The organism is Ruegeria sp. HKCCA0235A (assembly GCF_013033235.1).
Lineage (GTDB): Bacteria > Pseudomonadota > Alphaproteobacteria > Rhodobacterales > Rhodobacteraceae > Ruegeria.
This window is the reverse complement of sequence record NZ_WQDQ01000006.1, coordinates 135,120-159,575: the sequence shown is the minus strand read 5'-3', so window position 1 is coordinate 159,575 and position 24,456 is coordinate 135,120. Positions and strand designations below refer to the sequence as shown.

The following is a 24,456-nucleotide window of genomic DNA, read 5'->3' as shown; positions in this document are numbered from 1 at the left end:
GCAATTCACGCTTGCGCGCCTTTGAATGACTGCATCGGTCCGGAGGCGCCCACGTGACAAGGTTTTTTCAAGCAGTAACACATGCCTATGCAGGTGCCTGGGAACGGCGCCGGGTCTTTGTTCCAATCTATATCGCTGTGCGCTTGCTGTTGGTGGCGCTGATCGCGCCGGGTGTGGCTGTGGCTGTCAATCTGGCGGTCTCTCTGTCAAATCAGACCGCTCTGACCGATCAGGACATTGCGATGTTCCTGCTGTCTCCGGCAGGGTTCATTGCGGGTGTTGCGGTGCTCAGTCTGTTTTTGCTGGCTGAGGTTATTGTGTTCGCGGTCATGGCCGGGTCCTTGCGTATGGGAGAAAATGACCCTTGGCGCGCAGGCAGTGCGGCACTGGCACTGAACCTGTCCCGCTTTCCGGCGCTGTTCGGATTTGCCGTTCGGTTCATCCTGCGCGTCCTGCTGCTTGCCCTGCCGTTTGTGGCCGTCGCGGGGTTGATCGCATGGTGGACGCTGACGGAATATGACATCAACTATTACCTGACATTCCACCCTCCGGCCTTTCAGGTGGCCGTGGTACTGATCGGGCTTGTCGTTCTTGCGTTGGCATGGGTGTTGATCCGCCGTCTGTCGGGATGGGCGCTGGCGTTGCATCTGGTCCTGTTCGAGGGGGCCTCACCACGCGGAGCATTTGCGAAAAGCGAACAAAAGATGGAAGGCAAGCGCGGGCGTTTGAAGATCGAGCTTGCCCTTTGGCTGGGACTGCGGCTTGTCATTGCAGCTTTGATTGCGGCGGTGGCCAGTCTGTTGTTTGCAGTTGTGCCCTTGCAGGAAGGCGGCAGCCTCAGACTGGCGTTGATCCTCAGCCTGATCATTGCGGGGCTTTGGTCCCTGGCGGGGTTGGTTCTGGCGGCGACGGCGCTGGGCGCATTGGCGGTCTTGCTGGACGGCTTCTTTGAAGCTGAGACCAAGGACGTTCCCCATCCCGAACCCCGAAGGATTCGCGTGCCGGTTCTTGTCACTGTCGCGACGGCCTTGGCCGCATTGGGCGTGGGCTTCTGGCTTGGGCAAAGCTTGCTGGAACGCGTGCAGGCGCCGGATCAAGCCGAGGTCATCGGCCATCGGGGCGCTGCGGCCTTGCGACCTGAAAACACAATGGCCTCGGTCCTGAAAGCGATCGAGGATGGAGCGGACTGGGTTGAGATAGACGTTCAGGAAACGGCGGATGATGTAGTTGTCGTGGCCCATGACAGCGATTTCATGAAGTTGGCCGGCGTCAACCTGAAGGTCTGGGATGCGACGATGCAGGATGTTGCTGATATCGACATTGGCAGCTGGTTCGGACCGGAATACGCCGCAGAGCGGACCCCGACCCTGCGAGAGGTTCTGGAAGCGGCCAAGGGCAAGTCGAAGGTTCTTATCGAGCTGAAATATTATGGTCACGACGTCGATCTGGAAAATCGGGTGATCGGCCTTGTCGAAGAGCTAGGGATGCAGAACGACGTTGCCACCATGTCGCTGAAATACCCGGCCGTGCAAAAGATGGAAAAGTTGCGGCCCGACTGGCGCTCTGGTGTGCTGGCGGCCACGGCCATTGGGGATCTGTCGGGGCTGGAAGGTGAATTTGTCGCCGTCAATGCAGGCATGGTTACACCTGGGCTGATCCGCAAAGTGCAGGACGCTGGTAAGGATATCTATGTCTGGACGGTGAATGATCCGTTGCAGATGTCCAGGATGGCCTCGATGGGTGTGGATGGTTTGATTACCGACCGCCCGGCCATGGCCAATGAGGTTTTGCGCGTCCGCGCTGAAATGGGGCCGGGCGAGCGGCTGTTGCTGTGGCTGGCAACCACCTTTGGATTGCAGGTCGATACAGAGGCAATGCGCGATGAAAGTCCTTAACATGGCGCTGTTTCTGTCTCTGCTGCCACTGTCGGCATGGGCACAGGATCTGATGCGCGGATTTGAGATGCCGGGCCACCGCGCCCTGATCGAGCAAAGCAAGGACGCCGAACTGACGCCGTTTGAAACCGATGGCTGTTCAGGCGGGTTGTCAGCCAGTTGGCGCTGGGTGGCAAAGCAATTCCCACAGGTTGGCGCGCTATATCAAGAGCACCCGCCGTGGGAGTACTGCTGCGTCATCCACGACCGGGCATATCACAATGCTGGCGGTGCAGAGACAGCCAGCGAAAGCTATGAGGCACGTCTGGCAGCGGATGACGCCTTGCACGCCTGTGTGGTGCAGCACGGAGACAACCATGCCGAGGACTATGCCGACCAGTACGACATGTCGCCTGAACAGATTCGCAGCGTGCACGCGATCACTGCGGATGCAATGTACGGGGCGGTGCGATTCGGTGGCGGGCCGTGCAGCGGCCTGCCCTGGCGGTGGGGGTTCGGGTATCCCGGTTGTTCGGTTCTCAAGTAACAGCGTCCTGCGCGCGAATGACGTGGTGACAGGCGTTCTGTTTTCTATTATCCAACAGATCAAACACGCGAATTGGGAATCTGAGACTCATGGCTGAACACAAGCACGGCGAAATGGACATCACGGTCCAAACCAAGACATTCAACGGTTTCATCAAGGCCACCACGTGGTGTGTGGTCGCCATTGCCTTCCTGTGCCTGTTCCTGGCGGTTTTCGCCTCCTAATCATTTCGGGGGCTGACTTGCTCAGGATATTGATTGCCTGCTTGCTGGCAGCGACAGTGGCGGGCTGCGCCAATTCGAACCGTCCACAGGCGGATCGGAACGAAATCGTGTCCCGGTCCTACCGTGATCCGGGGCCAGCGACCCTGACGCTGTACACAATGATCAACACACGCACCGGATCGGGCGCGCATACGTCGCTGATGATCTCGGGCAGCGAGCGGGTGATCTTTGACCCTGCCGGTTCGTTCCGGGCGGATGTGGTTCCGGTGAAGGATGATGTGCTTTACGGCATTACCCCTGCAGTCGAACGAGCTTATCGCAGCTCGCACGCGCGCGAGACGCATTATGCCCGCATACAGACCATTCAGGTGAGCCCGCAACAGGCTGAAATCGCCTTGCAACTGGCAAAGCAATCCGGTCCGGTCGCTGGCGCATTCTGTACCAACTCGACTTCTCAACTGTTGAAGCAGGTGCCGGGGTTCGAGCAGATTGATGTGACGTTCTATCCGGTTAACCTGTCGGAACAGTTTGCGCAGATTCCGGGCGTCGTGACCGAAGAATATCGGGAAAATGACGATGCGGATCTGCAAAAGGGTTTGGCGGCAAACAATGCGCGTCTCAACCAGCTCGACGCTGTCTCAACTCAGTAGATAAAGCAGACCATAGAGCGTGGCGGCCCCGGAAAAGATGGCCGCTATCACGTTTTTGCTGATCACTCCGACCGCCAGGGCAACGGCTGCCGCCGACATACGGGGCAGATCAGGCTGCCCTTCGGTGGCAGAGGGCCAAACGACCAGCGGTGCGATCAATGCGGGAAGGATGGCCACCGCTGTATATCGCAGGTGACGCAGCAGCCAAGGCGGCATCGGGCGATCACCCACAAAACCGATAAAGACAAAGCGCAGCGCATAGCTGCCGATGGCAAGCCCGATGATAATGGTCCAGATGGTGACGGAAGCGGGCTGTGTCATTGTCGCGTCTTTCTGCGTTCGAGGATCAGTTCCGCTTGTGCTCCGGCAACCATTCCAGCGCATCCGGCGATAAGCAGACCCAGATTGAACGGGATTACGACGGTCAACAACGATACCGTGATGGCCACAAGGGCCGCGACCACATGTGCAAAGGTCCGCATCATCGGCCCTATCATGGCCAGAAAGGTGATCGGCAAGGCAAAATCCAGCGCCCAGCTTTCCGGTATTTGCGCACCCAGCACCGCGCCCAGATAAGTGCTCAGAATCCAAAGCGGTGTGATCGGCGTGACAGAGCCCACGAAATAGGCCATGCGTTGTGGCACTGACAGGTCGGGCTCTTTCTCGAACCGCACGATCGAGCAGGCATAAGATTGATCCACGGTTAGATATGCCGCAAAGGCACGCTGCCACATGGGCGCGGAACCCAGGTAAGGTGTCAGTGATGCGGAATACATCGCCATACGCAGATTCACGGCCAGCGCCGAGATTATGATGATCACGGTCGGGGTGTTGTCCTGCAACAATTGCAACGCCGCGAATTGCGCGGCACCTGCAAAAACGGTCGATGTAAAGGCCATCGTCTGGACAAGGGTCAACCCGGCTTCGGTCGCAAAAACACCAAACAGAAGGCCAAAGGGCACGGCGACGAAGATAAACGGCGTCCCGTCCCGAAAACCTTTCCAGAAGTATGACTTGGATGTGGCAGAGGCCATGGCTAAATCCTATGGTAATTCATGCAGCAGTAACTGTCTTGGGAAGGGGTTGCAATTGGCCACGGAATTCGATCTGTCGGACTATCTTATCGCCCCTGATCCGGGTGCGATGCGCCTGACCCGAGCGGTTGAGGGTGTGGACCAGAACGGTGAAATCAGCCAGATATCTGTGGTCGAGGAACGCCCGCTGACGATCTTCCTCAACTCGCAGGAAATCGTGACGGCGATGACGATTGGCGATTATCCCGAATATCTTGCGCTGGGCTTTCTGCGCAATCAGGGGATGCTGCTGTCGGATGACGAAATCACGCGCGTGGAATATGACGACGATCTTGAAACCGTGATCGTCCGAACCGCGCGCGAAACATCTTATGAAGACAAACTGAAGAAAAAGACCCGCACCAGCGGGTGTGCCGTGGGTACTGTGTTTGGCGACATGATGGAGGGGCTAGAAGACGTACAGCTGCCGCAGGTTCAGGTGCGCACCTCGTGGCTGTATGATCTGGCCTCGAAGATCAACCGCACTCCGTCGCTGTACCTTGAGGCCGGAGCGATTCACGGCACGGTCCTGTGCCGTGAAAACCGCCCGCTGGTCTATATGGAAGACGTGGGCCGTCATAATGCCGTCGACAAGATTGCTGGCTGGATGTTGTCCGAGAATGAGGCGGCGGAGGACAAGATCCTCTATACCACCGGTCGCCTGACATCCGAGATGGTGATCAAAACGGCGATGATGGGAATCCCCGTTTTGGCCTCCCGCTCGGGCTTCACCGCCTGGGGCGTCGAGATCGCGCGCGAGGTCGGGCTGACATTGATCGGGCGGATGCGCGGCCAGCGCTTTGTCTGCCTGTCGGGCGACGACCGTCTGCTGCGCGACGTGGATCCGTCAACCGTTGCTGTCGAAGACAGGAAACACCGCCGGAAAAGTGCAGGATGATTTTGGAAACCCTTAGACTCTTTCTCCTGTTTGTTGTGACGGTCGGTATCTTGCCGCTGAGCATTCTTGCTGCGCGAAACTACGCACGCAGCAAACGGACAATCGTAGACGGCATGGCACGGTTGGACGAAGAAACTCTGGATCGATTGGGATGGGAAGCAAGAGACTATATCGGCACATTTGACCTGTTTGCCCCATTCCGGATGGGGTGGGCGGCTTGGGGATTGGCGGTGCAAAAACAAAGCGCTGTATTGCAACGTATCCTCCTTCAAGGTTTACCGGACTCAGTTGTATTACCCGACGAGATCCGTCGATCACTCCGCAGGTATCGGTGCTATTTCTGGTCGTTTTTCGCGCCTGTGGCGGTTTTGGTGCTCTTTTTCGCTTTCATTCGCTTGAGCCATGTCTTGGCCGGTTTTTCCGGACTTCCTTTGAGCCTGTGTTTCATCTTGCTGGGTGCGGGCAACGGGGTTTGGATTTTCACACCGCTGGAGAAATTCCGAAAATGGCCGGACATCGAGGACCCATCATGACCAAACCGCTTGGCGTCATTCTCGCAGGCGGGCAGGCCACCCGTATGGGCGGCGGCGACAAGGGCCTGTTGCAGATCGGGGGGCAGAGCCTGCTGTCTCATGTGATCAATCGGCTTGCGCCACAGGTCGATGGGCTGGCGCTGAACGCCAATGGCGACTCTGGGCGGTTCGCTGATCTGGGCCTGCCCGTCCTGCCTGATACGATCGAAGGGTTCGCCGGGCCTCTGGCCGGTGTGCTGGCCGGGCTCGACTGGGCGGCAGAGCAGGGGGCGGACAGCATCGTCACAGCTGCTGCGGATACGCCATTTTTCCCGCGTGATCTGGTTACGCGACTGACGCAGGCTGCGGAAGGGCAGGTACACCCGTTGGTCTTGGCCACCACGCCGCGTTCGGGCGACGAGGCGCTGAAATCCGGTGGCGGCAAGCGAGTCAACCGACACCCGACGTTCGGGCTTTGGCCCGTGGCGCTGCGCGATGATCTGCGGGCGGCGCTGATGGACGGGTTGCGCAAGGTGGTGCTGTGGACCGACAAACATGAAGGACGCGAGGCATTGTTCAGCGCCGACCCGTTTGATCCGTTTTTCAACGTCAACACGCCTGAAGAATTGGATCGTGCCCGAACATTGTTGGAGCAGGCATGAGGGTCTATGGCGTCACGGGCTGGAAGAATGCCGGCAAAACCGGGCTGATGGAACGGCTGGTGGCCGAGATCACCAGCCGGGGCTTAACGGTCTCTACGGTCAAGCACGCGCATCACGGCGTCGATGTGGATCAGCCGGGCACGGACAGTCACCGGCACCGCGTTGCGGGGGCCAGCGAGGTGCTGCTTGCCTCGGGGCAACGCATTGCTTTGATGCAGGAATTGCGGGGCGCGCCTGAACCGCCGCTGGCCGAGCTTCTGGCGCGGCTCTCGCCGGTCGATCTGGTGTTGGTCGAAGGCTTCAAGCGCGAGGACCACCCCAAGATCGAAGCGTATCGCGCCGCGGCGGGCCATGCGCTGATGGCACCGGAAAATGGCACCATCCGCGCGGTGGCCAGCGACACTCCGCTGAATCTGGACCGCCCGGTCTATGATCTGGACTATACCGTCGGGATTGCTGACTTCATCCTGAAAGAGGTCGGATTGTGAGCCTGTTCCAGACCTTTGCAATGGTGGATTGGTCTGGCGGAAACGACACCGGACCGACCCCGCGCAAGGATGCGATCTGGGCCTGCATTGCACGAAACGGAAAAGCGCTTGACCCCGAATACCTGCGTAACAGGCGGATAGCCGAGCAGAGGTTGGATGCTCTGATCCGCGCCGAACTTAAGGCCGGTCGCCGCCTGCTTCTTGGGTTCGATTTTCCTTTTGGATATCCTTGCGGCTTCGCACGGGCGATGACCGGAACGGACGATCCGCTGGCGTTGTGGGATTGGTTCGACCAACAAGTCGAGGATTCCCCGAAGGCCAACAACCGCTTTGATCTGGCGGGTCGGATCAACCGTCAGTTTGGCGGCCGTGGTCCGTTCTGGATGAATGGATTGCGCCGAGATATTGACGGCCTGCCGCGTACCAAATCAGACTATTCTAACCCGTTCCCGAACCGTCGCGCTGTTGAAACTCTGGCAAAAGGAAGCTTCACCTGCTGGCAGATGGCAGGGGCAGGCGCGGTTGGTGGCCAAGTCATGATGGGGCTGCCGATTCTGAACCGGCTTCGCCACCGGCTTGCCGGGCAAATCTCGGTCTGGCCGTTCGAGCCGCTGGATAAACCTGTCGCCTTCGTGGAAATCTGGCCGTCTTTAACCCTTGGCGCGGCACCGGATGGGCGGATCAAGGATGCCTGGCAGGTTGAACAGGTCGCCTTGACTCTGTCGCGTTTGACAGAGCAGGAGTTGGATGCGCAATTGAACGTCTCAGCGGCAGAGGAAGGTTGGATATTGGGTGTGCCTCAGGACAAGCCGAACATAACCCCGCCCCCGTTGCGGAACGATTGCTTCGCGTTGCCCGCCGGGGTCAACTGGACACCGGTGGATGAGGCGCTGGCCTGTTTGCGTGACAGGCTGCACCCGATTACCGCATCTGAGACGATGGCGCTGACCAAGGCATGCAGGCGCGTTCTGGCTGGGGATGTAGTCGCCCGACGTTCGAACCCGCCGCAACCGAATACGGCCGTGGATGGGTACGGGTTTGCCGGTCCCGTCGCTGATGGCCCGCAGATCATGCCATTGATTGACGGGCGCGCGGCGGCAGGGATCCCGTTCGACGGTGACGTGCCTGAAGGTCGGGCCTTGCGCGTGCTGACGGGGGCGGCGCTGCCTGCCGGTGTCGATACGGTCATTCTGGAAGAGGATGTCACGGTCAAGGACGGCCACATAGCCTTCCTCGGTCCGCTGAAAAAAGGCGCCAACACACGGCGCGCGGGAGAAGATGTGGCCGCAGGCGAAATCGCCCTTGCTGCCGGGCGCAGGCTGACCCCTGCCGATCTTGCGCTGCTGTCTGCCGTGGGGATTGCCGAAGTCAACGTGCGCAAACCGCTTCGCGTGGCCGTGGTCTCTACGGGTGATGAATTGGTCGAAGCCGGAGAGAGCGCTGGTCCGGGTCAGATTTTCGACGCCAATCGCCCGATGCTGCTGTCATTGATCGACCGTATGGGGTTCGTACCCGTGGATATGGGGCGTGTTTCGGATGATCGGGACGCCTTGCGGAATCGATTGGATCAGGCCGCGGAACAGGCGGATGTGATTTTGACCAGTGGTGGCGCGTCAGCGGGTGACGAAGACCATGTTTCGGCGCTGTTGCGTCAGGCCGGAGCGATGCAGCACTGGCGCATTGCGTTGAAACCCGGGCGGCCGCTGGCTTTGGGTTTGTGGTCTGGCGTGCCGGTGTTTGGCCTGCCCGGAAATCCGGTTGCCGCCATGGTCTGTACATTGATTTTCGCGCGTCCGGCTTTGGGGCTGATGTCCGGCGAAGGCTGGGCTGAACCGCAAGGTTTCGAAGTGCCTGCCGCCTTTGAAAAGCGCAAGAAGCCCGGTCGCCGGGAATATCTGCGAGCAAGAATGCGGGATGGGCGGGCCGAGGTTTTCCACTCGGAAGGATCAGGCCGGATCAGTGGCCTCAGCTGGGCTGAAGGGTTGGTCGAAATCGAGGACGGTGCGCGCCATGTCAAACCGGGCGATATGGTCCGGTTCCTTCCGTATGGAAGTTTCGGGTTGTGACGGTCACGATTTCAAGAGGGTTCGCCAATCAGGAACGCGCGCAAACGGCGGCACTGTTCTGGCAGGCATTTGCGGCAAAACTGGGCAAAGTCATGGGGCCGGACGAAAAAGGATTGGCTTTCTTTGAAATCGCATTGAACCCGGATTTCGCGCTGGTTGCACGGGATAAAACGGGCCGGATACTGGGTCTGGCAGGCTTCAAGACACGTGACGGCTCTTTTGCGGGGGGCAATATGTCTGGTCTGGCGCAGGTCTATGGTTGGTTCGGGGCGACCTGGCGCGCGTCGGTTCTGAGCGTTCTGGAGCGCGAATTGAAACCGGGCGTGTTCCAGATGGATGGTATTTTTGTCGCTGCCGAGGCGCGCGGCAAAGGAGTGGGCACGGCATTGCTGAATGCCATCAAGTCCGAGGCCCGCAACCGCAACATGTCAGAGGTTCAGCTTGATGTCATCGACACGAACCCCCGCGCCCGCAGCCTTTACGAGCGCGAGGGATTCCAGCCCATGGGTCAAGAAAAAACCGGACCGCTGAAGTATCTGTTCAATTTCAGCAGCGCGACCAAAATGTCGTGGATTGTCGGGCCGGATTAATCAAACGTGCCCGCCACGCGACCCAGCAACATGAACGCGCGGGCCGTTCGGGTTTCACCCAGTTCACTCAGTTCCGCATCGCTTGCCGTGGGTTCGAACTCGGCCATCATCTTGTCAAACCGACGCAGGAAATGGTGCGCGGCGTCGCGGAAAATCGGATCCTGTTTCATCCGGGCTGCCGTCAGCGCAAGTGAGGATCTGTCGCGCACGCCCCCCAGCGCCGCCACGGCGCGCCCGCGTGTGCCCTGGGCGAACTGGCGCCAGATTTCTGGCCGGGCCTTGTCGGGCCGCAGGTCATCCATGTAGATGCCTTCCTGGCTGAGCAGCGTCAGTACATCCTGCGAAGCTTGCACAAGCTGTGACGTCTTGCGGTCCTTCAAAGCAACACGCAGCGCATTGAAACCCTCGGTGTCATCCTGCGTTTCGGGGAAGTTCAGGGCGCGGATGAAAACCTCGGTACTCAGCGGCGGTGTGATCTCTTCCGCAGGTGTGCCCAGTTCCAACGAGGTCTGGTCGTCCTGAGAGGAACTCTGCGCGGCCGTGGCAGAACGCGCCGTGCGTTTGGTCGAGAACGTTGCCAGGGCGTCTTCGGTTTTCCGTGTGGCCGCAGCGATTTCATCCAGCTTTTTGGTCACCGCAGGTTCATAGGTGCTGGAGGCGCGCTGCTGCTGCGCCACATAGGTCTGCCGGATCGCGTCGATTGCCGTTTGCAACCGCGCACTTTCCTCTCGCATCACCCGGCTGGCGCGCATCGCGGTGGCCGCAACCCAGATCATCGCCACGGGCATGAACACGGCCAGAAAGGCGACGACAAAGCCACCGTTCTGCCCCTGACCGGGCAGCACGAGAAAGACGACCGACACCACCAGCCAGATCAGGCTGAGCACCAGTGCGGCAATCTCGATTTCGGTGACAGCCGGAGTTTTCGGGCGATCATAGATGCCCAGCGACGTCGGCTTTTCGGTTTCCGGGTCAGGTTTTGGCCCCGACATTACATGCGCTCCGGTCAGGCGTACTCGATACTCAGGATTTCGTAAGAGCGCACGCCGCCGGGTGTGCGCACTTCGACACTGTCCCCTTCATCTTTGCCGATCAGGGCGCGGGCGATGGGGGATCTTATGTTCAGCAGGCCGTTTTCGATATTGGCCTCGTATTCACCGACGATCTGCCAGGTCTTTTCTTCATCGGTATCTTCGTCGACCAATGTGACTTTTGCGCCAAACTTGACCGCACCCGACAATTTTGCCGGATCGATGACATCGGCCAGCGACAGAATACCTTCCAGTTCTTTGATGCGACCTTCGATGAAGCCCTGTTTTTCACGGGCAGAATGATATTCGGCGTTTTCCTTCAGGTCGCCCAGCTCGCGCGCCGAGGCGATGGCTTCGATGATCGCCGGGCGTTCAACGGATTTGAGGTTCTTCAGCTCAGCCTCGAGCGCGGCATTGCCCGCAGGCGTCATCGGGATCTTTTCCATACTCTCTACGTCCACGCATAAATTGAGTCGCCCCGCCGCACAGGAGCGTCGGGGCGAATGTTAGATTGGCAGTTACCTGACCCAAATGCCACGTGAATTGCAAGAGGTGACAGCGTCAGCAGCGATCAATTCGCGACTTCGCGCCGTTTTGATTTGGGGTGGGGCCTGTGCCGATGATCGGGATGCCGCGACCTGCGCCAACGCTGCGATGGGGTGCAAAGCCAAATCATCTCAATCATATTGCACCACTTCGAACTCGATCCCGTTGTCATCGCGAAAATAGAACCGGCGCCCTGGTTCGTAATCGGCATGGTTGTGGGGCTCGAATCCTGCCTTGCGAACCTTGTCTTCGGTGGCATCGATGTCTTCGACCAGAACACCCACGTGGTTCAGCCCGCCGATCACATCATAGCTGCTTTCATCCGACTGCTTCGGGTCGTCAGGTTTGTACAGTGCCAGATACGTATGGGCCGAACCGACATGCACCGTGTATCCGCCGGCAATTGCGGGGCCTTCCCAACGGGTTTTCCAGCCAAAGACCTTTTGCATCCAATCGGCCGAGGCCTTCGGGTCGCGGACAGTGAAGTTGGTGTGTTCAAGCGTCGCCATCATGGGATCTCCTGTGTTTTTTGGCTTGTCCCGACTCAGCGTAATTTCTAAACCTAACTTTAGGTCAATGAATTTTTCATGAGGGTTTGATGGCGGCATCAGAGGGGCTGGCGATTGGCGCATTGGCCCGGCGCACAGGTCTGGCCGTGTCGGCCATCCGGTATTACGAAGCGCAGGGTCTGATTTCGCCCTGGCGCAACGCGGGCGGACAGCGGCGCTATCAGCGGGCCGATATTCGGCGGCTGAGCTTTGTCATGATTGCGCAGCAGTTCGGCCTGACGCTGCCGGAAATCCGGCGGGTGCTGTCGGGCCTGCCCGGAAACCGCACGCCGACGCCTCAGGACTGGAAGGCGATCAGCGTACATCTGAGGGCCCATCTGGATCAGCGAATCGACACCCTGAAGCGGTTGCGCGACAATCTGGATGGCTGCATCGGATGCGGGTGTCTGAGCCTGCCGAAATGCGCGCTCTACAACCCCGATGACCGGGCAAAATCGCATGGTAGCGGTCCCAGGTACCTGATGGGGGATGCACCAGAGGGGTGATGTGTCGAATAGCGCCCTTGTTACGCCGTGTTTCGATTGACCAATGTCTTTCCGACCATGTAATCAGCCGTGAAACAAAATTGCGCAGATCATGCGGTGACAGCGCCAATTCGGAAAGTTAGCTAGGGAGCCCGCGATGGCCGAGATTGAACGCGAAGCGATGGAATACGATGTGGTGATCGTGGGTGCAGGTCCTGCGGGACTGTCGGCGGCCATTCGTCTGAAACAGCTGGATGCCGACCTGAACGTTGTCGTTCTGGAAAAAGGGTCCGAGGTTGGCGCGCATATCCTGTCGGGCGCGGTTCTAGATCCCTGTGGTCTGAACGCGCTGATCCCGGATTGGAAGGAAAAAGGCGCGCCGCTGAATGTGCCCGTGAAGGACGACAAGTTCTACATGCTGGGTGAAGCAGGCCAGGTCCGCATCCCGAACTTCCCGATGCCGCCGCTGATGCACAACCACGGCAACTACATCGTTTCGATGGGCAATGTGTGCCGCTGGATGGCGGAACAGGCTGAAGAACTGGGTGTCGAGATCTTTCCGGGCATGGCGTGCTCGGAAATGGTCTATGGCGACAATGGCGAAGTCAAAGGCGTCGTAGCGGGCGTTTTTGGCCTTGAGGCAGACGGTTCCTATGGCACCAACACCGAACCGGGGATGGAGCTGCACGGCAAATATGTCTTCCTGTCAGAAGGTGTGCGCGGGTCGCTGTCCAAGGAAGTGATCGCCAAATACGACCTGTCTGCCGGCAAAGAGCCGCAGAAATACGGTGTCGGCATGAAAGAGATCTGGGAGATCGACCCTGCCAAGCACAAGGAAGGCAGCGTGACGCACACGATGGGCTGGCCTTTGGGCAGCAACGCAGGCGGCGGATCCTTCATCTATCACCTTGAGAACAATCAGGTTTACGTCGGCTTCGTGGTTCACCTGAACTATAAGAACCCGCATCTGTACCCCTATATGGAGTTCCAGCGTTTCAAGCACCATCCGATGGTGGCTGATCTGCTGAAAGGCGGCAAGCGCGTGGCTTACGGCGCCCGTGCGATTACGGAAGGCGGCTATCAGTCGATGCCGAAACTGGTCGCGCCGGGCGTGGCGCTGTTGGGCTGTTCGGCAGGCATGGTCAACGTGCCGCGTATCAAGGGCAACCACAACGCGATGCTGTCGGGCAAAGCTGCGGCCGAGGCTGCTTTCGAAGCGATCAAGGCCGAGCGTTCGGGCGATGAACTGACGGCTTACGAGACCGACGTTCGCAATGGCGCGATTGGCTCCGACCTGAAGAAGGTTCGCAATGTCAAGCCGATGTGGTCGAAATGGGGTCTGACCGCCAGCCTGATGTTGGGTGGTCTGGACATGTGGACGAACACGTTTGGCTTTTCGCTTTTCGGCACGTTGGGCCATGGCAAGAACGACGCGGAATCGACCGAAGATGCCAGCAAGCACCAGCCAATCGATTACCCAAAGCCGGATGGAACGCTGTCCTTCGATCGTCTGACGAATGTCTCGTTCGCAGCGACAAACCACGAGGAAAGCCAGCCCTGCCATCTGCGTCTGGACGATCCCGAGATCCCCGTGAAGGTCAACCTGCCCAAATACGATGAGCCGGCGCAGCGGTATTGCCCTGCGGGTGTGTATGAGGTGGTCGAGGATGAGGGCGGCCCACGATTCGTCATCAACTTCCAGAACTGCGTTCACTGCAAAACCTGCGACATCAAGGATCCCAGCCAGAACATCACCTGGACCACGCCGCAGGGCGGCGACGGTCCAAACTATCCGAACATGTAAGCAAAAAACGGGCAATGGCGGCGCTGTGAAGGCTCTGCCATTGCCTCTTGCCTGCCGAAGCCCTAGCTTACCCCTCAGTCAACGATAGCAAGGCAGGATTTCGGTGTTTTCCCTGGTTCGTCGCGCGGCTTTGTCCGTGCTGTTCATGTCGTCGGTCGCGCTTCCGGCCTTTTCGGAAACGGGTGCCGGGTCTTATCTGGCCGGGCGGCAGGCGATTTACGAAAACGACTATTCTGCCGCTGAAAGATATTACGCTCAGGCCCTCAGGTTTGATCCCCAAAATGCGCTGTTGCAGGAAAGCGTTGTCGTTGCACGCATCGCTTTGGGGGAAGTGGCGCGCGCGCTGCCGATCGCCCAGCAGATCGAGGAAGCAAACCTGCCCAGCCAAGCAGCGCGTATGGTGATTTCGGCCAATCTGATCGCCGATGGGAAATTTGACGACCTGCTGGCCCGGGACCCTGAAACACAGGGAGTTGGCCCCCTTGTTGACGGCCTGATGATCGCCTGGGCCCATCTGGGACAGGGTGAGATGACCAAGGCGATGGAACAGTTCGATTCTGTCGCTACACAGGATGGCCTCAGGGAATTCGCGCTTTACCACAAGGCGATGGCATTGGCGTCTATCGGTGATTTCGAAGGCGCCGAGGCGATACTTGCGGATAATGATGGAACGGTTGCCCGGTTCTCTCGTCGTGCTGCTTTGGCCCGCACCGAGATTCTGTCGCAGCTGGATCGCAACGAAGACGCCATTCAGTTTCTGGACGATGTGTTTGTAGCGGGCAGTGACCCGACCATCGAGGCGTATTTGAGCCAGTTGGCGGCGGGTGAAACACTGCCGTTCACCCATGTCCGATCCGCTCAGGACGGCATGGCCGAGATTTTCTTCACCGTCGGTGCCGCATTGAACAGCGAAGCTTCGGCCGATTACGTTCTGCTGTACGCACGCTTGGCCAGTTTCCTGCGCCCCGATCATGTGGATGCCATTTTGCTGAGCGCGGATCTGCTGGACAACTTGCAGCAATATGATCTGGCGGTTGAGGCATACCGCCTGGTCCCGGCGGACAGCAACGATCACCATGCGGCCGAATTGGGCCGGGCCGAAGTTCTGGACCGTTCGGGAAAAACCGATGCGGCCGTCGAGGTGTTGCAGAACCTGGCTGCGCAAGATCCTGATTTTCCGGGTGTGCATGTCGCTTTGGCAGACTTGCAGCGCCGACAGGAAAACTATGCCGCTGCCGTGGCCTCTTATGACACTGCGATCGCGCTGACGGACAGCGCGGCGGGTGGGAATTGGTTCCTGCATTATGCTCGTGGAATCAGTCATGAAAGGCTGAAGCAATGGGACCAGGCCGAAGCTGATTTCCGTCGGGCGCTGGAACTGAACCCGGATCAGCCTCAGGTTCTGAATTACCTGGGGTATTCGCTGGTTGAGCGCAAAGAAAAGCTGGATGAAGCATTGGATATGATCGAGCGCGCAGTAGCTGCGCGTCCGGACAGTGGCTATATCGTGGACAGTCTGGGCTGGGTTCTGTTCCGTCTGGGGCGTTACGACGAGGCCGTCGAACACATGGAACGTGCGGTTGAGCTGATGCCGGTGGATCCGGTGGTCAACGATCACCTGGGTGACGTCTATTGGGCTGTCGGGCGCGCGCGCGAGGCCGAGTTTCAGTGGAGCCGCGCCTTGTCCTTTATCGACCCGGAAGACACGGACGGCGAAGCCGATCCGGATCGAATCCGGCGCAAGATCGAAGTCGGGCTGGATGCCGTTCTGGCCGAAGAAGGTTCGGAGCCATTGAAAGTCGCCAATGGAAATTAAGGCGTTTGCGCCCGCCAAGATCAACCTGACCCTTCATGTGACTGGCCGTCGAGACGATGGCTATCACCTGTTGGATTCGCTGGTTGTATTCGCCGATCTGGGTGATCGGCTGACATTCACCCCCGGTCCCGAATTGTCCATGGATGTGCGCGGCGAGTTTGCCGACGGAGTCCCCACGGACAGCCGAAATCTGGTCTGGAAGGCGGCAGAAGCTGTCGGCTGGACCGGTCATATTCAACTGACCAAGTCCTTACCCCATGGGGCGGGCATTGGCGGAGGGTCGTCTGATGCTGCGGCCACGCTTGGGGCCCTGGCAGATCAGGGCCACGACCTCCCGCAGGGCCTGCCGTTGTCATTGGGGGCGGATGTCCCCGTCTGCCTGGGAGGTCGGGCGATCAGAATGCAGGGCATTGGCGATCGTTTGACGGCGGTGAACCTTCCGCACCTGCCCGCCCTTTTGGTCAACCCGAATGCACTGGTGCCCACTGGCGCCGTTTTCAACGCGCTGGCGATCAGAGACAATCCGCCAATGCCTGAAAGCACACCTGAGTTTGAAAGCGCCGATGAGTGCGCCCAGTGGCTGCGCAATCAGCGCAACGATCTGCAAGTGCCCGCCATGAACGTCGCACCTGAGATCGATCAGGTGTTGGACGAGTTGACGATGACCAATCGCGCGCTCGTGGTGCGCATGTCAGGGTCAGGATCAACCTGTTTTGCGCTGTATCCGACGATGAAAGACGCGCATTTCGCGGCCTATGAGATCGGCGCAGCCCATCCTGATTGGTGGTGCCGCGCCACACAGCTCAATTGAGACGTGAAACCACGTAATCGGCCAATTCGCGCAACAGGCTGCGAATCTCATGATCCGGCAGCACCTCCAGCGACGCCTTGGCTTTGTTGGCCCAGCCCAAAGCGTCTTGCCGGGTTTCTTCCAGCGTGGCGTATTTGTTCATCAGACCCAGCGCTTGATCCAGATCCCCATCCTGTTGGCGGCCCTTTTCGATCGCACGCTCCCAGAAGGCGCGTTCTTCCGGCGTGGATTGCGCCACGGCTTTGATGACGGGCAGGGTCAGTTTCCGTTCACGGAAGTCATCGCCAACATTCTTCCCGGTCGCTTTGCTGTCGCCCTGATAATCCAGCAGGTCATCGGCAATCTGGAACGCGATGCCCAGTGAATCGCCATAGTCGAAAAGCGCTTTGACCTGCTCTTCCGAGGCACCTGCGATCACGCCGCCCACTTCGGTCGCGGCTGAAAACAATGCAGCCGTCTTGCCGCGTACGACCTGAAGATAAACGTTTTCATCCGTACGCAGATCGGTTGCGGCCGTCATTTGCAGCACTTCGCCTTCGGCAATGGTTGCAGAGGCATTGGCCAGGATATCCAGAACGCGCAGCGAGCCCGTTTCCACCATCAGCTGGAAACTGCGTGAAAACAGGTAATCGCCAACCAGAACGCTGGATTTGTTGTCCCAAAGCAGATTGGCGGTCGGGCGGCCCCGTCGCTGTGCGCTTTCATCCACGACGTCGTCATGCAGCAGGGTGGCGGTGTGAATGAACTCGACCGTCGCAGCAAGGCGCACGTGGTGGTCGCCGGAATAGCCAAACAGGCGTGCTGCGGCCAGTGTCAGCATCGGGCGCAGGCGTTTTCCACCGGCTTCGACCAGGTGCTGCGTCACTTCGGGGATACGTGGCGCATGGTCCGACGCCATCCGCGTGCGGATCAGCCCGTTCACGGCCTCCATCTCACCCGCCAGAATTTCAGCGAGACGCTCATGCGGTTTTGTGATCATGTCGACGGTCATCACACTCCTGATACAAGGCTCGACTTTCGCCTCGCCTTGCCCTTACATCCATCCCCATGAAAGAACTGTTGCGCAGTACCGATCCGACGATCCTGGCCTTTGCATCCGCTCTCCTTGAGGGCGAGGATATAGACTGCTTTCAGATGGACGTAAATATGAGCATCCTCGAAGGTGGTATCGGAATATTCCCCCGACGTCTGATGGTTCGGTCCGAAGACCTGACCCGGGCCGAGCGTGTGATGCGCGACAACGAGATCCCGCTGGGCCGATGATGCGCTTCGACGACAATGAATTGAGGTGCAACGATTTCCTTGGTGGTCGGGTGCGATTGCTGCAACCTGCGTCAGGTTACCGCGCCGGGGTAGACCCTGTTCTGCTTGCCGCATCCGTCCCTGCAAAGGCCGGTCAAACCGTGTTAGAGCTGGGGTGTGGCGCGGGGGCCGCCATTCTGTGCCTGTCCGCGCGGGTACCGGGGCTGCAATTGGTTGGGATCGAATTGCAACCGGCCTATGCGGATCTGGCCCGCCGCAACTCGGAAATCAACGGCTGTGATCTGGACGTGATCGAGGCTGACCTGAACGCTTTGCCTGATGACCTCCGACAGCGTCACTTTGATCACGTTATAGCGAACCCGCCCTATTACCGTGCAGGGGCGCATAGCCCCGCCAGCGACACAGGGCGGAGCATTGCCCTGGGCGAAGATACGCCGCTGATCGACTGGATCACTGTTGCGGCCAAACGCCTTGCCCCTCGGGGGTTCCTGCACATGATCCAGAAAGCCGACCGTCTTCCCGATATGCTGTCGGCATGTGAGGGGAAACTGGGTTCAATCGAGGTGCTGCCGCTCAGCGCGCGGGTGGGCCGCGAGGCAGAGCTTGTCATCCTGAGCGCCCGCAAAGGGGGACGCGCGGCATTTCTTCTGCATGCGCCTTTGATTCTGCACGCCGGTGAGCGCCACGAAAAGGACGGTGACAGCTATACCGAGGCGGTCTCTGCCGTGCTTCGACAGGCCGCTCCGTTGCCTCGGAACTTGTGCCATCGGCAATGACCAGCCGAATTTGTCGGATTTGTTACAGATTCTGTGCGTCTGCAGCGTGACAGGGTGGAAACGATGTGGTCAAATTCTTACGTGACATACAGACACATAAACAAGGAGGATCGCAATGAGCGTGAGCGCACATCTGACGGAACTGAAGAAAAAGCACGAATCTCTCGGTCTAGAAGTAGAACAAGCCCAACGCTCGCCAGGTATCGATGATCTCCATATTGCTCAGTTGAAAAAACAGAAGCTCAAGCTGAAAGAAGAGATCGAACGCCTGTCCGCTTAAGTTTTCAGGCTGGCGCGGGCCGCGATCAAGGCCCCGCCGGTGATCAGAAAGGCCGCGATCGCAAGCCCCCAGGACGGGGTCGCGATCCCGGCCACCACCAAAGCAAGGGTCGACAATAACGGGGCCGCATAGGATGAGGTTCCGAGGATTTGAATGTCGCCTTGCTTGACGCCAATGTCCCAGACGTAGAACGCCAGCCCGACGGGCCCAAGGCCGAGTGCCAGCACCGACGCCCAGACCAGTGCCGTATCGGGCAGTACAGTATCTTCCACAGCCAGATGCAGCAGACCCGAAGCCAGTGCAGCCGCAAGGCAGAATATTGCGACGGAACTGGTCGGCGTGCCCTCCAGTTTGCGTGATAGAACGGAATAGCCCGACCATGTCAGTGCGCAAAGCAAAGCCAATGCGTATCCGGGCAGGTATTGGGCCTGAAAGCCCGCGCCGCCACCCCCGGCAATGATGACAGCGGCCCCTGCGAATCCAAGGCAGGCCCCGATCAGGTGGCCGATACGCAGATGTTCACCTGGAAGCAGGCCCGACAGAAGCACAATGAGCAGAGGCCAGAGATATGCGATCAGCCCGGCCTCGGCAGCCGGCGCCATGCGCAGGGCCGAAAAATACAGCGCGTGATAGCCAAACAGGCCCAATGCGCCAAACAGGTAGGTTGTCCAAGGAACTTGCTTTAGATCGCTCAGACCACCTGTCGCCGTCGCCCAGACAAGCCCAAGCGCTCCACCAATCGAAAAGCAGATCGTGTTCAGCAGCAGGGGCGGCGTGGGCGCCGACCCGACAGTGAATAACGCCAGCAAGGCCCATAGCAAGACAGCCACGAAGCCGATGGCCGTTGCGCGCATTTTGGTCATGGGCGGGAAACCTCTTCAATCGGTATGATTTTGAACTCATCCGATATATGCGCGGTTTTTTCAATCTCGGTCAGGAACCAATCGCGAAACGCCGCGATCTGAGGTTTCTTTTCAGCCCCCGGCAGGCACAGAAACCGGAACCGGCCTTGTGTTTCCAGGGCCACCTTGAACGGCGCAACCAAGCGGCCTTCGGTCAGGTCCTTGAGAATCATGGCGCGTCGCCCCAGTGCCACGCCGACACCGGCAACAGCGGCATCAATCGCGTGATCTGCATTGGAAAAATGCGCGCCATGGGTCGGAGTGAAATCCATTCCGACAGCACGGAACCAAGCGGGCCAATCACAAGGCGGGGTCAGAAAGCTGATCGAATCGTCATGGATCAGCGGGGCCCCTTCAAGGCTTGCCGGCGTGGTGAATTGTTCCGCAAGTTCGGGGGTCATGACAGGGGTCAGCCATTCCTTTCTGACGGGAACGGAATACAGCCCGTCATCGGCCGAATTCCCGAAGCGGATGGCGACATCCACGTCGTCCCGCTCCAGATCCATGTTGCGCAGCGTGGCCGAGAATTTCAGATCGATCTCGGGATGCGCCCGAGCAAATTCGTAAAGCCGCGGCGCCAGCCACTTGGCGGTCAAAGCTGGGCCCGCGGTGACGGTCAGGCTTGTGTCATCTTCCTGTCTGCGCACCGCACGCCATGCGGCTTGCAAGGTGGCAAACCCTTCTGCCGCACCAGGCGCAAGGGCACGGCCCGCCTCGGTCAGTTCTACGGCGCGGTTCAGACGACGAAACAGCGGCCGGCCAAGGTGTTCTTCAAGCGACTTGATCTGAAAGGACAGGGCAGCTGGCGTCACATGCAGCTCTTCCGCCGCCTTCGAAAAAGACATGTGCCGGGCTGCGGCGTCAAAAGCACGCAACGCGGTCAGCGGAGGCAGATAGTCACTCATAGTGAAGAAAAACTTAACTGAAGTCTCAAGAAAGCTCGTTTGTCGCGTCTGTTTTTAGCAATCATATTCACATCAGGTCAAATAAAACTGATTTGAAAAGGAGACTGCCATGATCGAGATGACGACGAATACCGCCGCCCAGATGGCGATCCTGCGTGCCCACCAAGAGCGCAGCAGGGTGGTCTGGCAGTTTTGGGGATGGATATTCGGTTCCCGCTGATCGCAGCGCGCGCGTTCTTACGGGATCAGAAAGGGCCGGCCCAAAAGGACCGGCCCGTTTTTTGTTCACAACTCTGGATCAGACGAAGAACTGCGCACCGTTGGCCGAGATCGTCGAACCGTTGATGAACTGCGAATCGTCCGATGCCAGGAAGACCACGCAGCGCGCGATTTCCTCCGGCTCACCCAAGCGGCCGGCTGGGATCTGACCAATGATGGACTCGCGCACCTTCTCGGGCACAGCCATAACCATTTCGGTTGCGATATAGCCGGGGCAGATCGCGTTGGCAGTGATCCCCGCCCGCGCGCCTTCCTGCGCCAGGGATTTCACGATGCCCAGGTCACCCGCCTTGGTCGCAGCATAGTTCACCTGAGCGAACTGGCCTTTCTGACCGTTGATCGAGCTGATGACGATGACACGGCCGAACTTGCGCTCGCGCATGCCGGGCCAAATGGGGTGCACGGTGTTAAACACGCCAGTCAGGTTGGTGTCGATCACGTCTTTCCACTGATCCGGCGTCATTTTGTGGAACGGTGCATCGCGGGTGATGCCAGCATTGGCAACGACCACATCGATGGGGCCAACCTCAGCTTCGACCTTTTCGATGCCCGCTTTGGATTCGTCATAATCCGCGACGTTCCACTTGTAGGTCTTGATCCCGGTTTCTTCGGTGAATTTTGCGGCTGCTTCGTCGTTTCCTGCATAGGTGGCCGCAACGTTATATCCTTCGGCTTTTAGCGCCTTGGAAATTGCTGCGCCAATGCCGCGGGAACCGCCGGTTACGAGTGCTGTTCGTGCCATTTATGACTCCTTCAATTTTAGTCGTCTTAGTAATGCTGTTACTCTGAGAGATGGCTGTGCGCAATATTGTTTCGTTTTGAATCTCGGTTTCCGGGCGGCAATATCGTCGCATCCAAGGGTTAGAACCTCAATGTAACAAAAAAAGGCGCCCACTGGGCGCCTAATTCTATTTGATTGTCAAAGCGCTTAGTCGCGCTCCACACAAAGGGCAACGCCCATGCCACCACCGATGCACAAGGTCGCCAGACCCTTTTTAGCATCGCGTCGCTTCATTTCGAACAACAGGGTGTTCAAAACACGGCACCCCGAAGCACCGATCGGATGGCCGATGGCAATGGCGCCGCCGTTTACGTTCACGATCGACGGATCCCAGCCCATATCCTTGTTAACCGCGCACGCCTGCGCGGCAAAGGCTTCGTTGGCCTCGACCAGGTCCAGATCGTCTACCGACCAGCCTGCTTTTTCCAGTGCCTTGCGCGATGCGTAGATCGGGCCGACGCCCATGATTGACGGGTCCAGACCGGCGGTCGCATAGGACGCGATGCGCGCCAGAGGTTCGATTCCCCGCTTTTCAGCGTTTTCGGCTGACATCAGCAGCGTCGCGGCCGCGCCGTCGTTCAATCCCGAGGCATTGGCAGCTGTGACCGAACCGTCCTTGGTGAAGGCCGGACGCAGTTTGGCCATGGCCTCCATGGTTGCGCCATGACGAATGTATTCGTCCTTGTCCATCACGATGTCGCCCTTACGGGTCTTGATGGTGAAGGGCACGATTTCGTCTGCGAACTTGCCGGCCTTTTGGGCTGCTTCGGCCTTGTTCTGCGAAGCAACGGCGAATTCATCCTGCATCTCGCGGCTAATCTGCCATTTCTCTGCAACATTCTCGGCAGTCTGACCCATGTGATAGCCGTTGAAAGCATCCCACAAGCCATCGCGGATCATCGTGTCGATATACTTCATGTCGCCCATCTTGTGACCGGCGCGCAGCGCGGCGGCGTGGGGTGACAGCGTCATGTTTTCCTGACCACCTGCAGCGACGATTTCCGCGTCTCCCAGCTGAATATGCTGGGCGCCCAAAGCAACGGCGCGCAGGCCCGAGCCACAAACCTGATTGATGCCCCATGCGGCGCTTTCCTGTGGCAGGCCGGCATTGATATGCGCCTGACGCGCGGGATTCTGGCCTTGGGCGGCAGTCAGAACCTGACCCATAATGGTTTCGCTGACTTCGCCTTTTTCCACTCCGGCGCGCTCGACAACTGCTTCCAGAACGGCAGCGCCCAGATCATGGGCAGGTGTGTTCGCAAACGAACCACTGAAGCTGCCAACACCTGTTCGTGCGGCGGATGCGATTACTACGTTGGTCATATGATCAGTCCTTTACCGTCATGGGCCAGCGGAATTTCTGACGGCGCAGGTCGAAAGGTGTCCTTTCGAAACAAGAGCGCCCCGTGATCCCCCGCTCAAGTACCCTTGCAATAGCGTAACGCTGCACATGCAGCAACGGGCAGCTTGTCTCAGTGTCGGAAATGGTAGGAAAATGTCGATGAACAGGCAATTAACTTCCTGTTTTTGATCTGTTTTCCTGCTTCCAGGGTTCCACGACACTGGGTGCGCCATACAAGAATCCTTGCAGGCAATCCACGCCACTTGCCACCAAAAAAGCGGCATCCTCCTGCGTTTCAACCGATTCGGCCGTAACCAGAATTTCAAATTCACGGGCCACCGCGATCAGAGCCCGCACCAAAGTCTGGTTGTCGGGATCGTGGCTGATGCCCCGAACGAACTGTCCATCGATTTTGGCTGCGTCGAACAGAAACTCGCGAAAATGGCGAAAGCTGAAATTGCTGGCGCCAAAGTCATCCAACGCAAAAGCGATGCCGCGATCCTGCAAGCGGTCCATGAAGTCGACAACCAGCTCAGGCACCTGCATGGCCGAGCTTTCGGAGATTTCGAGGATCAAGCGTTCGCCCAATCCGGCGTCTCGTTTCAGGAATCTGTCCAGTATTCTGGACCAGTTGGAATAACCGATCGAACGAGCAGACATGTTGATCGACAGGCGTATTTCCGGGTTCCTCGCCAATGTGCGCAACCCAAGCTCCAACGCGACGCAGTCCAGATCGCGGCCGATAGGAGTGTTTTCGACCTGAGGCATGAATTCTCGCGCCGGGATGACGCGGCCGGTTTCGTCCAGAACCCGAATGAACCCTTCGTAAAACGCGACTCGGTACGGGGCGTGCGCCTGTATCACCGGCTGAAAAGCCAGTTTGCATTGCTTATGCTTCACGGCATCGGTTGCCATCTGCACAACCGAACGATCCCGCGTCGAAACGGCCGCATTCAACGGGCTGTCCGACCCCTCAGGCAGATTTGCCAGTTTTTTGTTTCCCATAAGCGCGGATTCCCATGTGTCCGGGACAGGTGTCCGGTCACAGTCTCGGGGCAAAGAGATGAATCTGCGGTTAAGGGTTCGGAAAAATTTCCGTCTCGCGGGCTCAGCGGGTGGATTGCCACGCGCGCGTCAAAGAAGCTGCCGCTCCAAGTATCGCGCCCATCGCACCTAGGGCCATCATTGCAAAACCCAACGCGATCAGGGCTGCAATGGCGCCCCCAAGGGCTGCGAGCATGGCCATCAACAGGCCGAACAGGCCGAAAAATGTTGAAATGGTTGCCAAACGATTCATACCGAC

29 protein-coding genes are annotated in these 24,456 nt (G+C 58.8%); 17 read left to right on the top strand and 12 right to left on the bottom strand.

Annotated elements, in window-relative coordinates:
• Positions 1–53: 53 nt before the first annotated feature.
• The 4 genes from GOW56_RS12400 (at position 54) to GOW56_RS12385 (ending at position 3,295) form a co-directional block, all read left to right on the top strand.
• On the top strand, positions 54–1,895 hold the full coding sequence (locus tag GOW56_RS12400; RefSeq protein ID WP_171206076.1) for a glycerophosphodiester phosphodiesterase: 1,842 nt from the start codon (positions 54–56) through the stop codon (positions 1,893–1,895).
• Positions 1,882–2,421 (top strand): hypothetical protein, encoded by a 540-nt coding sequence (locus GOW56_RS12395; RefSeq protein WP_171206075.1) that lies wholly within the window; start codon positions 1,882–1,884, stop codon positions 2,419–2,421. The genes GOW56_RS12400 and GOW56_RS12395 overlap by 14 nt, the downstream gene beginning before the upstream one ends.
• Positions 2,422–2,510: 89 nt before the next feature.
• Positions 2,511–2,645, top strand: a complete 135-nt coding sequence (locus tag GOW56_RS12390; protein WP_050604020.1) for an aa3-type cytochrome c oxidase subunit IV — start codon at positions 2,511–2,513, stop codon at positions 2,643–2,645.
• Positions 2,646–2,662: 17 nt separating this feature from the next.
• On the top strand, positions 2,663–3,295 hold the full coding sequence (locus tag GOW56_RS12385; protein ID WP_171206074.1) for a hypothetical protein: 633 nt from the start codon (positions 2,663–2,665) through the stop codon (positions 3,293–3,295).
• On the opposite strand, the gene GOW56_RS12380 is transcribed toward GOW56_RS12385, so the two are convergent.
• Positions 3,284–3,616 (bottom strand): AzlD domain-containing protein, encoded by a 333-nt coding sequence (locus tag GOW56_RS12380; protein ID WP_171119734.1) that lies wholly within the window; start codon positions 3,614–3,616, stop codon positions 3,284–3,286. The genes GOW56_RS12385 and GOW56_RS12380 overlap by 12 nt on opposite strands.
• A complete protein-coding gene (locus GOW56_RS12375) occupies positions 3,613–4,329 on the bottom strand; it encodes an AzlC family ABC transporter permease (RefSeq protein ID WP_171206073.1) in 717 nt (238 codons plus the stop codon). Before GOW56_RS12375 ends, GOW56_RS12380 begins: the two co-directional genes overlap by 4 nt.
• Before the next feature lie 49 nt (positions 4,330–4,378).
• On the opposite strand from GOW56_RS12375, the gene fdhD reads away from it, so the two are divergent.
• Genes fdhD through GOW56_RS12345 form a run of 6 tightly spaced genes read left to right on the top strand, consistent with a single transcriptional unit; the run spans position 4,379 to position 9,584 of the window.
• The gene (gene fdhD / locus GOW56_RS12370) at positions 4,379–5,266 is read left to right on the top strand and encodes a formate dehydrogenase accessory sulfurtransferase FdhD (protein ID WP_171206151.1); all 888 of its coding nucleotides are present in this window, start codon (positions 4,379–4,381) and stop codon (positions 5,264–5,266) included.
• The gene (locus GOW56_RS12365) at positions 5,263–5,799 is read left to right on the top strand and encodes a hypothetical protein (RefSeq protein ID WP_171206072.1); all 537 of its coding nucleotides are present in this window, start codon (positions 5,263–5,265) and stop codon (positions 5,797–5,799) included. Before fdhD ends, GOW56_RS12365 begins: the two co-directional genes overlap by 4 nt.
• Positions 5,796–6,440: a molybdenum cofactor guanylyltransferase MobA gene (gene mobA / locus GOW56_RS12360; protein WP_171206071.1), complete on the top strand. Its 645-nt coding sequence runs from the start codon at positions 5,796–5,798 to the stop codon at positions 6,438–6,440. The genes GOW56_RS12365 and mobA overlap by 4 nt, the downstream gene beginning before the upstream one ends.
• Positions 6,437–6,928: a molybdopterin-guanine dinucleotide biosynthesis protein B gene (gene mobB, locus GOW56_RS12355; RefSeq protein ID WP_171206070.1), complete on the top strand. Its 492-nt coding sequence runs from the start codon at positions 6,437–6,439 to the stop codon at positions 6,926–6,928. The genes mobA and mobB overlap by 4 nt, the downstream gene beginning before the upstream one ends.
• A gap of 20 nt (positions 6,929–6,948) precedes the next feature.
• Positions 6,949–8,994, top strand: a complete 2,046-nt coding sequence (glp, locus tag GOW56_RS12350) for a gephyrin-like molybdotransferase Glp (protein WP_171206150.1) — start codon at positions 6,949–6,951, stop codon at positions 8,992–8,994.
• On the top strand, positions 8,991–9,584 hold the full coding sequence (locus GOW56_RS12345) for a GNAT family N-acetyltransferase (protein ID WP_367397109.1): 594 nt from the start codon (positions 8,991–8,993) through the stop codon (positions 9,582–9,584). The genes glp and GOW56_RS12345 overlap by 4 nt, the downstream gene beginning before the upstream one ends.
• On the opposite strand, the gene GOW56_RS12340 is transcribed toward GOW56_RS12345, so the two are convergent.
• The 3 genes from GOW56_RS12340 to GOW56_RS12330 form a co-directional block, all read right to left on the bottom strand.
• A complete protein-coding gene (locus tag GOW56_RS12340) occupies positions 9,581–10,576 on the bottom strand; it encodes a hypothetical protein (RefSeq protein WP_171206069.1) in 996 nt (331 codons plus the stop codon). The two genes, GOW56_RS12345 and GOW56_RS12340, sit on opposite strands and share 4 nt — an antisense overlap.
• 14 nt (positions 10,577–10,590) lie before the next feature.
• Positions 10,591–11,061, bottom strand: coding sequence for a transcription elongation factor GreA (greA, locus tag GOW56_RS12335; protein WP_171206068.1), 471 nt, complete (start codon positions 11,059–11,061; stop codon positions 10,591–10,593).
• 231 nt (positions 11,062–11,292) lie between these two features.
• Positions 11,293–11,673, bottom strand: coding sequence for a VOC family protein (locus GOW56_RS12330; RefSeq protein WP_171206067.1), 381 nt, complete (start codon positions 11,671–11,673; stop codon positions 11,293–11,295).
• Between the two features lie 86 nt (positions 11,674–11,759).
• On the opposite strand from GOW56_RS12330, the gene soxR reads away from it, so the two are divergent.
• The 4 genes from soxR to GOW56_RS12310 all read left to right on the top strand — a co-directional run bounded on the left by soxR (position 11,760) and on the right by GOW56_RS12310 (position 16,625).
• Complete coding sequence (gene soxR, locus GOW56_RS12325) at positions 11,760–12,215, top strand: redox-sensitive transcriptional activator SoxR (RefSeq protein ID WP_171206066.1); 456 nt, start codon at positions 11,760–11,762, stop codon at positions 12,213–12,215.
• 136 nt (positions 12,216–12,351) lie between these two features.
• Positions 12,352–13,998, top strand: a complete 1,647-nt coding sequence (locus GOW56_RS12320) for an electron transfer flavoprotein-ubiquinone oxidoreductase (protein WP_171206065.1) — start codon at positions 12,352–12,354, stop codon at positions 13,996–13,998.
• A gap of 145 nt (positions 13,999–14,143) precedes the next feature.
• Positions 14,144–15,814 (top strand): tetratricopeptide repeat protein, encoded by a 1,671-nt coding sequence (locus GOW56_RS12315; RefSeq protein ID WP_171206149.1) that lies wholly within the window; start codon positions 14,144–14,146, stop codon positions 15,812–15,814.
• The gene (locus GOW56_RS12310; protein ID WP_171206064.1) at positions 15,804–16,625 is read left to right on the top strand and encodes a 4-(cytidine 5'-diphospho)-2-C-methyl-D-erythritol kinase; all 822 of its coding nucleotides are present in this window, start codon (positions 15,804–15,806) and stop codon (positions 16,623–16,625) included. Before GOW56_RS12315 ends, GOW56_RS12310 begins: the two co-directional genes overlap by 11 nt.
• Here the strand turns inward: GOW56_RS12310 and GOW56_RS12305 are convergent.
• Positions 16,618–17,616, bottom strand: a complete 999-nt coding sequence (locus GOW56_RS12305) for a polyprenyl synthetase family protein (RefSeq protein ID WP_171206063.1) — start codon at positions 17,614–17,616, stop codon at positions 16,618–16,620. The genes GOW56_RS12310 and GOW56_RS12305 overlap by 8 nt on opposite strands.
• Positions 17,617–17,672: 56 nt before the next feature.
• On the opposite strand from GOW56_RS12305, the gene GOW56_RS12300 reads away from it, so the two are divergent.
• The 3 genes from GOW56_RS12300 to GOW56_RS12290 all read left to right on the top strand — a co-directional run bounded on the left by GOW56_RS12300 (position 17,673) and on the right by GOW56_RS12290 (position 18,944).
• Entirely contained in the window at positions 17,673–17,888 is a 216-nt protein-coding gene (locus GOW56_RS12300; protein ID WP_152456800.1) for a DUF2007 domain-containing protein, read from the top strand.
• Positions 17,885–18,664, top strand: coding sequence for a tRNA1(Val) (adenine(37)-N6)-methyltransferase (locus GOW56_RS12295; RefSeq protein ID WP_171206062.1), 780 nt, complete (start codon positions 17,885–17,887; stop codon positions 18,662–18,664). Before GOW56_RS12300 ends, GOW56_RS12295 begins: the two co-directional genes overlap by 4 nt.
• 115 nt (positions 18,665–18,779) lie before the next feature.
• A complete protein-coding gene (locus GOW56_RS12290; protein ID WP_083445267.1) occupies positions 18,780–18,944 on the top strand; it encodes a YdcH family protein in 165 nt (54 codons plus the stop codon).
• Here the strand turns inward: GOW56_RS12290 and GOW56_RS12285 are convergent.
• The 6 genes from GOW56_RS12285 to GOW56_RS12260 all read right to left on the bottom strand — a co-directional run bounded on the left by GOW56_RS12285 (position 18,941) and on the right by GOW56_RS12260 (position 24,450).
• Positions 18,941–19,807, bottom strand: coding sequence for a DMT family transporter (locus tag GOW56_RS12285; protein WP_171206061.1), 867 nt, complete (start codon positions 19,805–19,807; stop codon positions 18,941–18,943). The two genes, GOW56_RS12290 and GOW56_RS12285, sit on opposite strands and share 4 nt — an antisense overlap.
• Positions 19,804–20,751: a transcriptional regulator GcvA gene (locus GOW56_RS12280; protein WP_171119722.1), complete on the bottom strand. Its 948-nt coding sequence runs from the start codon at positions 20,749–20,751 to the stop codon at positions 19,804–19,806. Before GOW56_RS12280 ends, GOW56_RS12285 begins: the two co-directional genes overlap by 4 nt.
• A 298-nt stretch (positions 20,752–21,049) precedes the next feature.
• Positions 21,050–21,772 (bottom strand): acetoacetyl-CoA reductase, encoded by a 723-nt coding sequence (phbB, locus tag GOW56_RS12275; RefSeq protein ID WP_152456804.1) that lies wholly within the window; start codon positions 21,770–21,772, stop codon positions 21,050–21,052.
• Between the two features lie 186 nt (positions 21,773–21,958).
• Entirely contained in the window at positions 21,959–23,134 is a 1,176-nt protein-coding gene (locus tag GOW56_RS12270; protein WP_170346332.1) for an acetyl-CoA C-acetyltransferase, read from the bottom strand.
• Between the two features lie 190 nt (positions 23,135–23,324).
• Complete coding sequence (locus GOW56_RS12265; RefSeq protein ID WP_171206060.1) at positions 23,325–24,158, bottom strand: EAL domain-containing protein; 834 nt, start codon at positions 24,156–24,158, stop codon at positions 23,325–23,327.
• 103 nt (positions 24,159–24,261) lie between these two features.
• Positions 24,262–24,450 carry a hypothetical protein gene (locus tag GOW56_RS12260; RefSeq protein ID WP_171171185.1) on the bottom strand — a complete coding sequence of 63 codons (189 nt, stop codon included), beginning with the start codon at positions 24,448–24,450 and terminating at the stop codon, positions 24,262–24,264.
• Positions 24,451–24,456 lie beyond the last annotated feature (6 nt).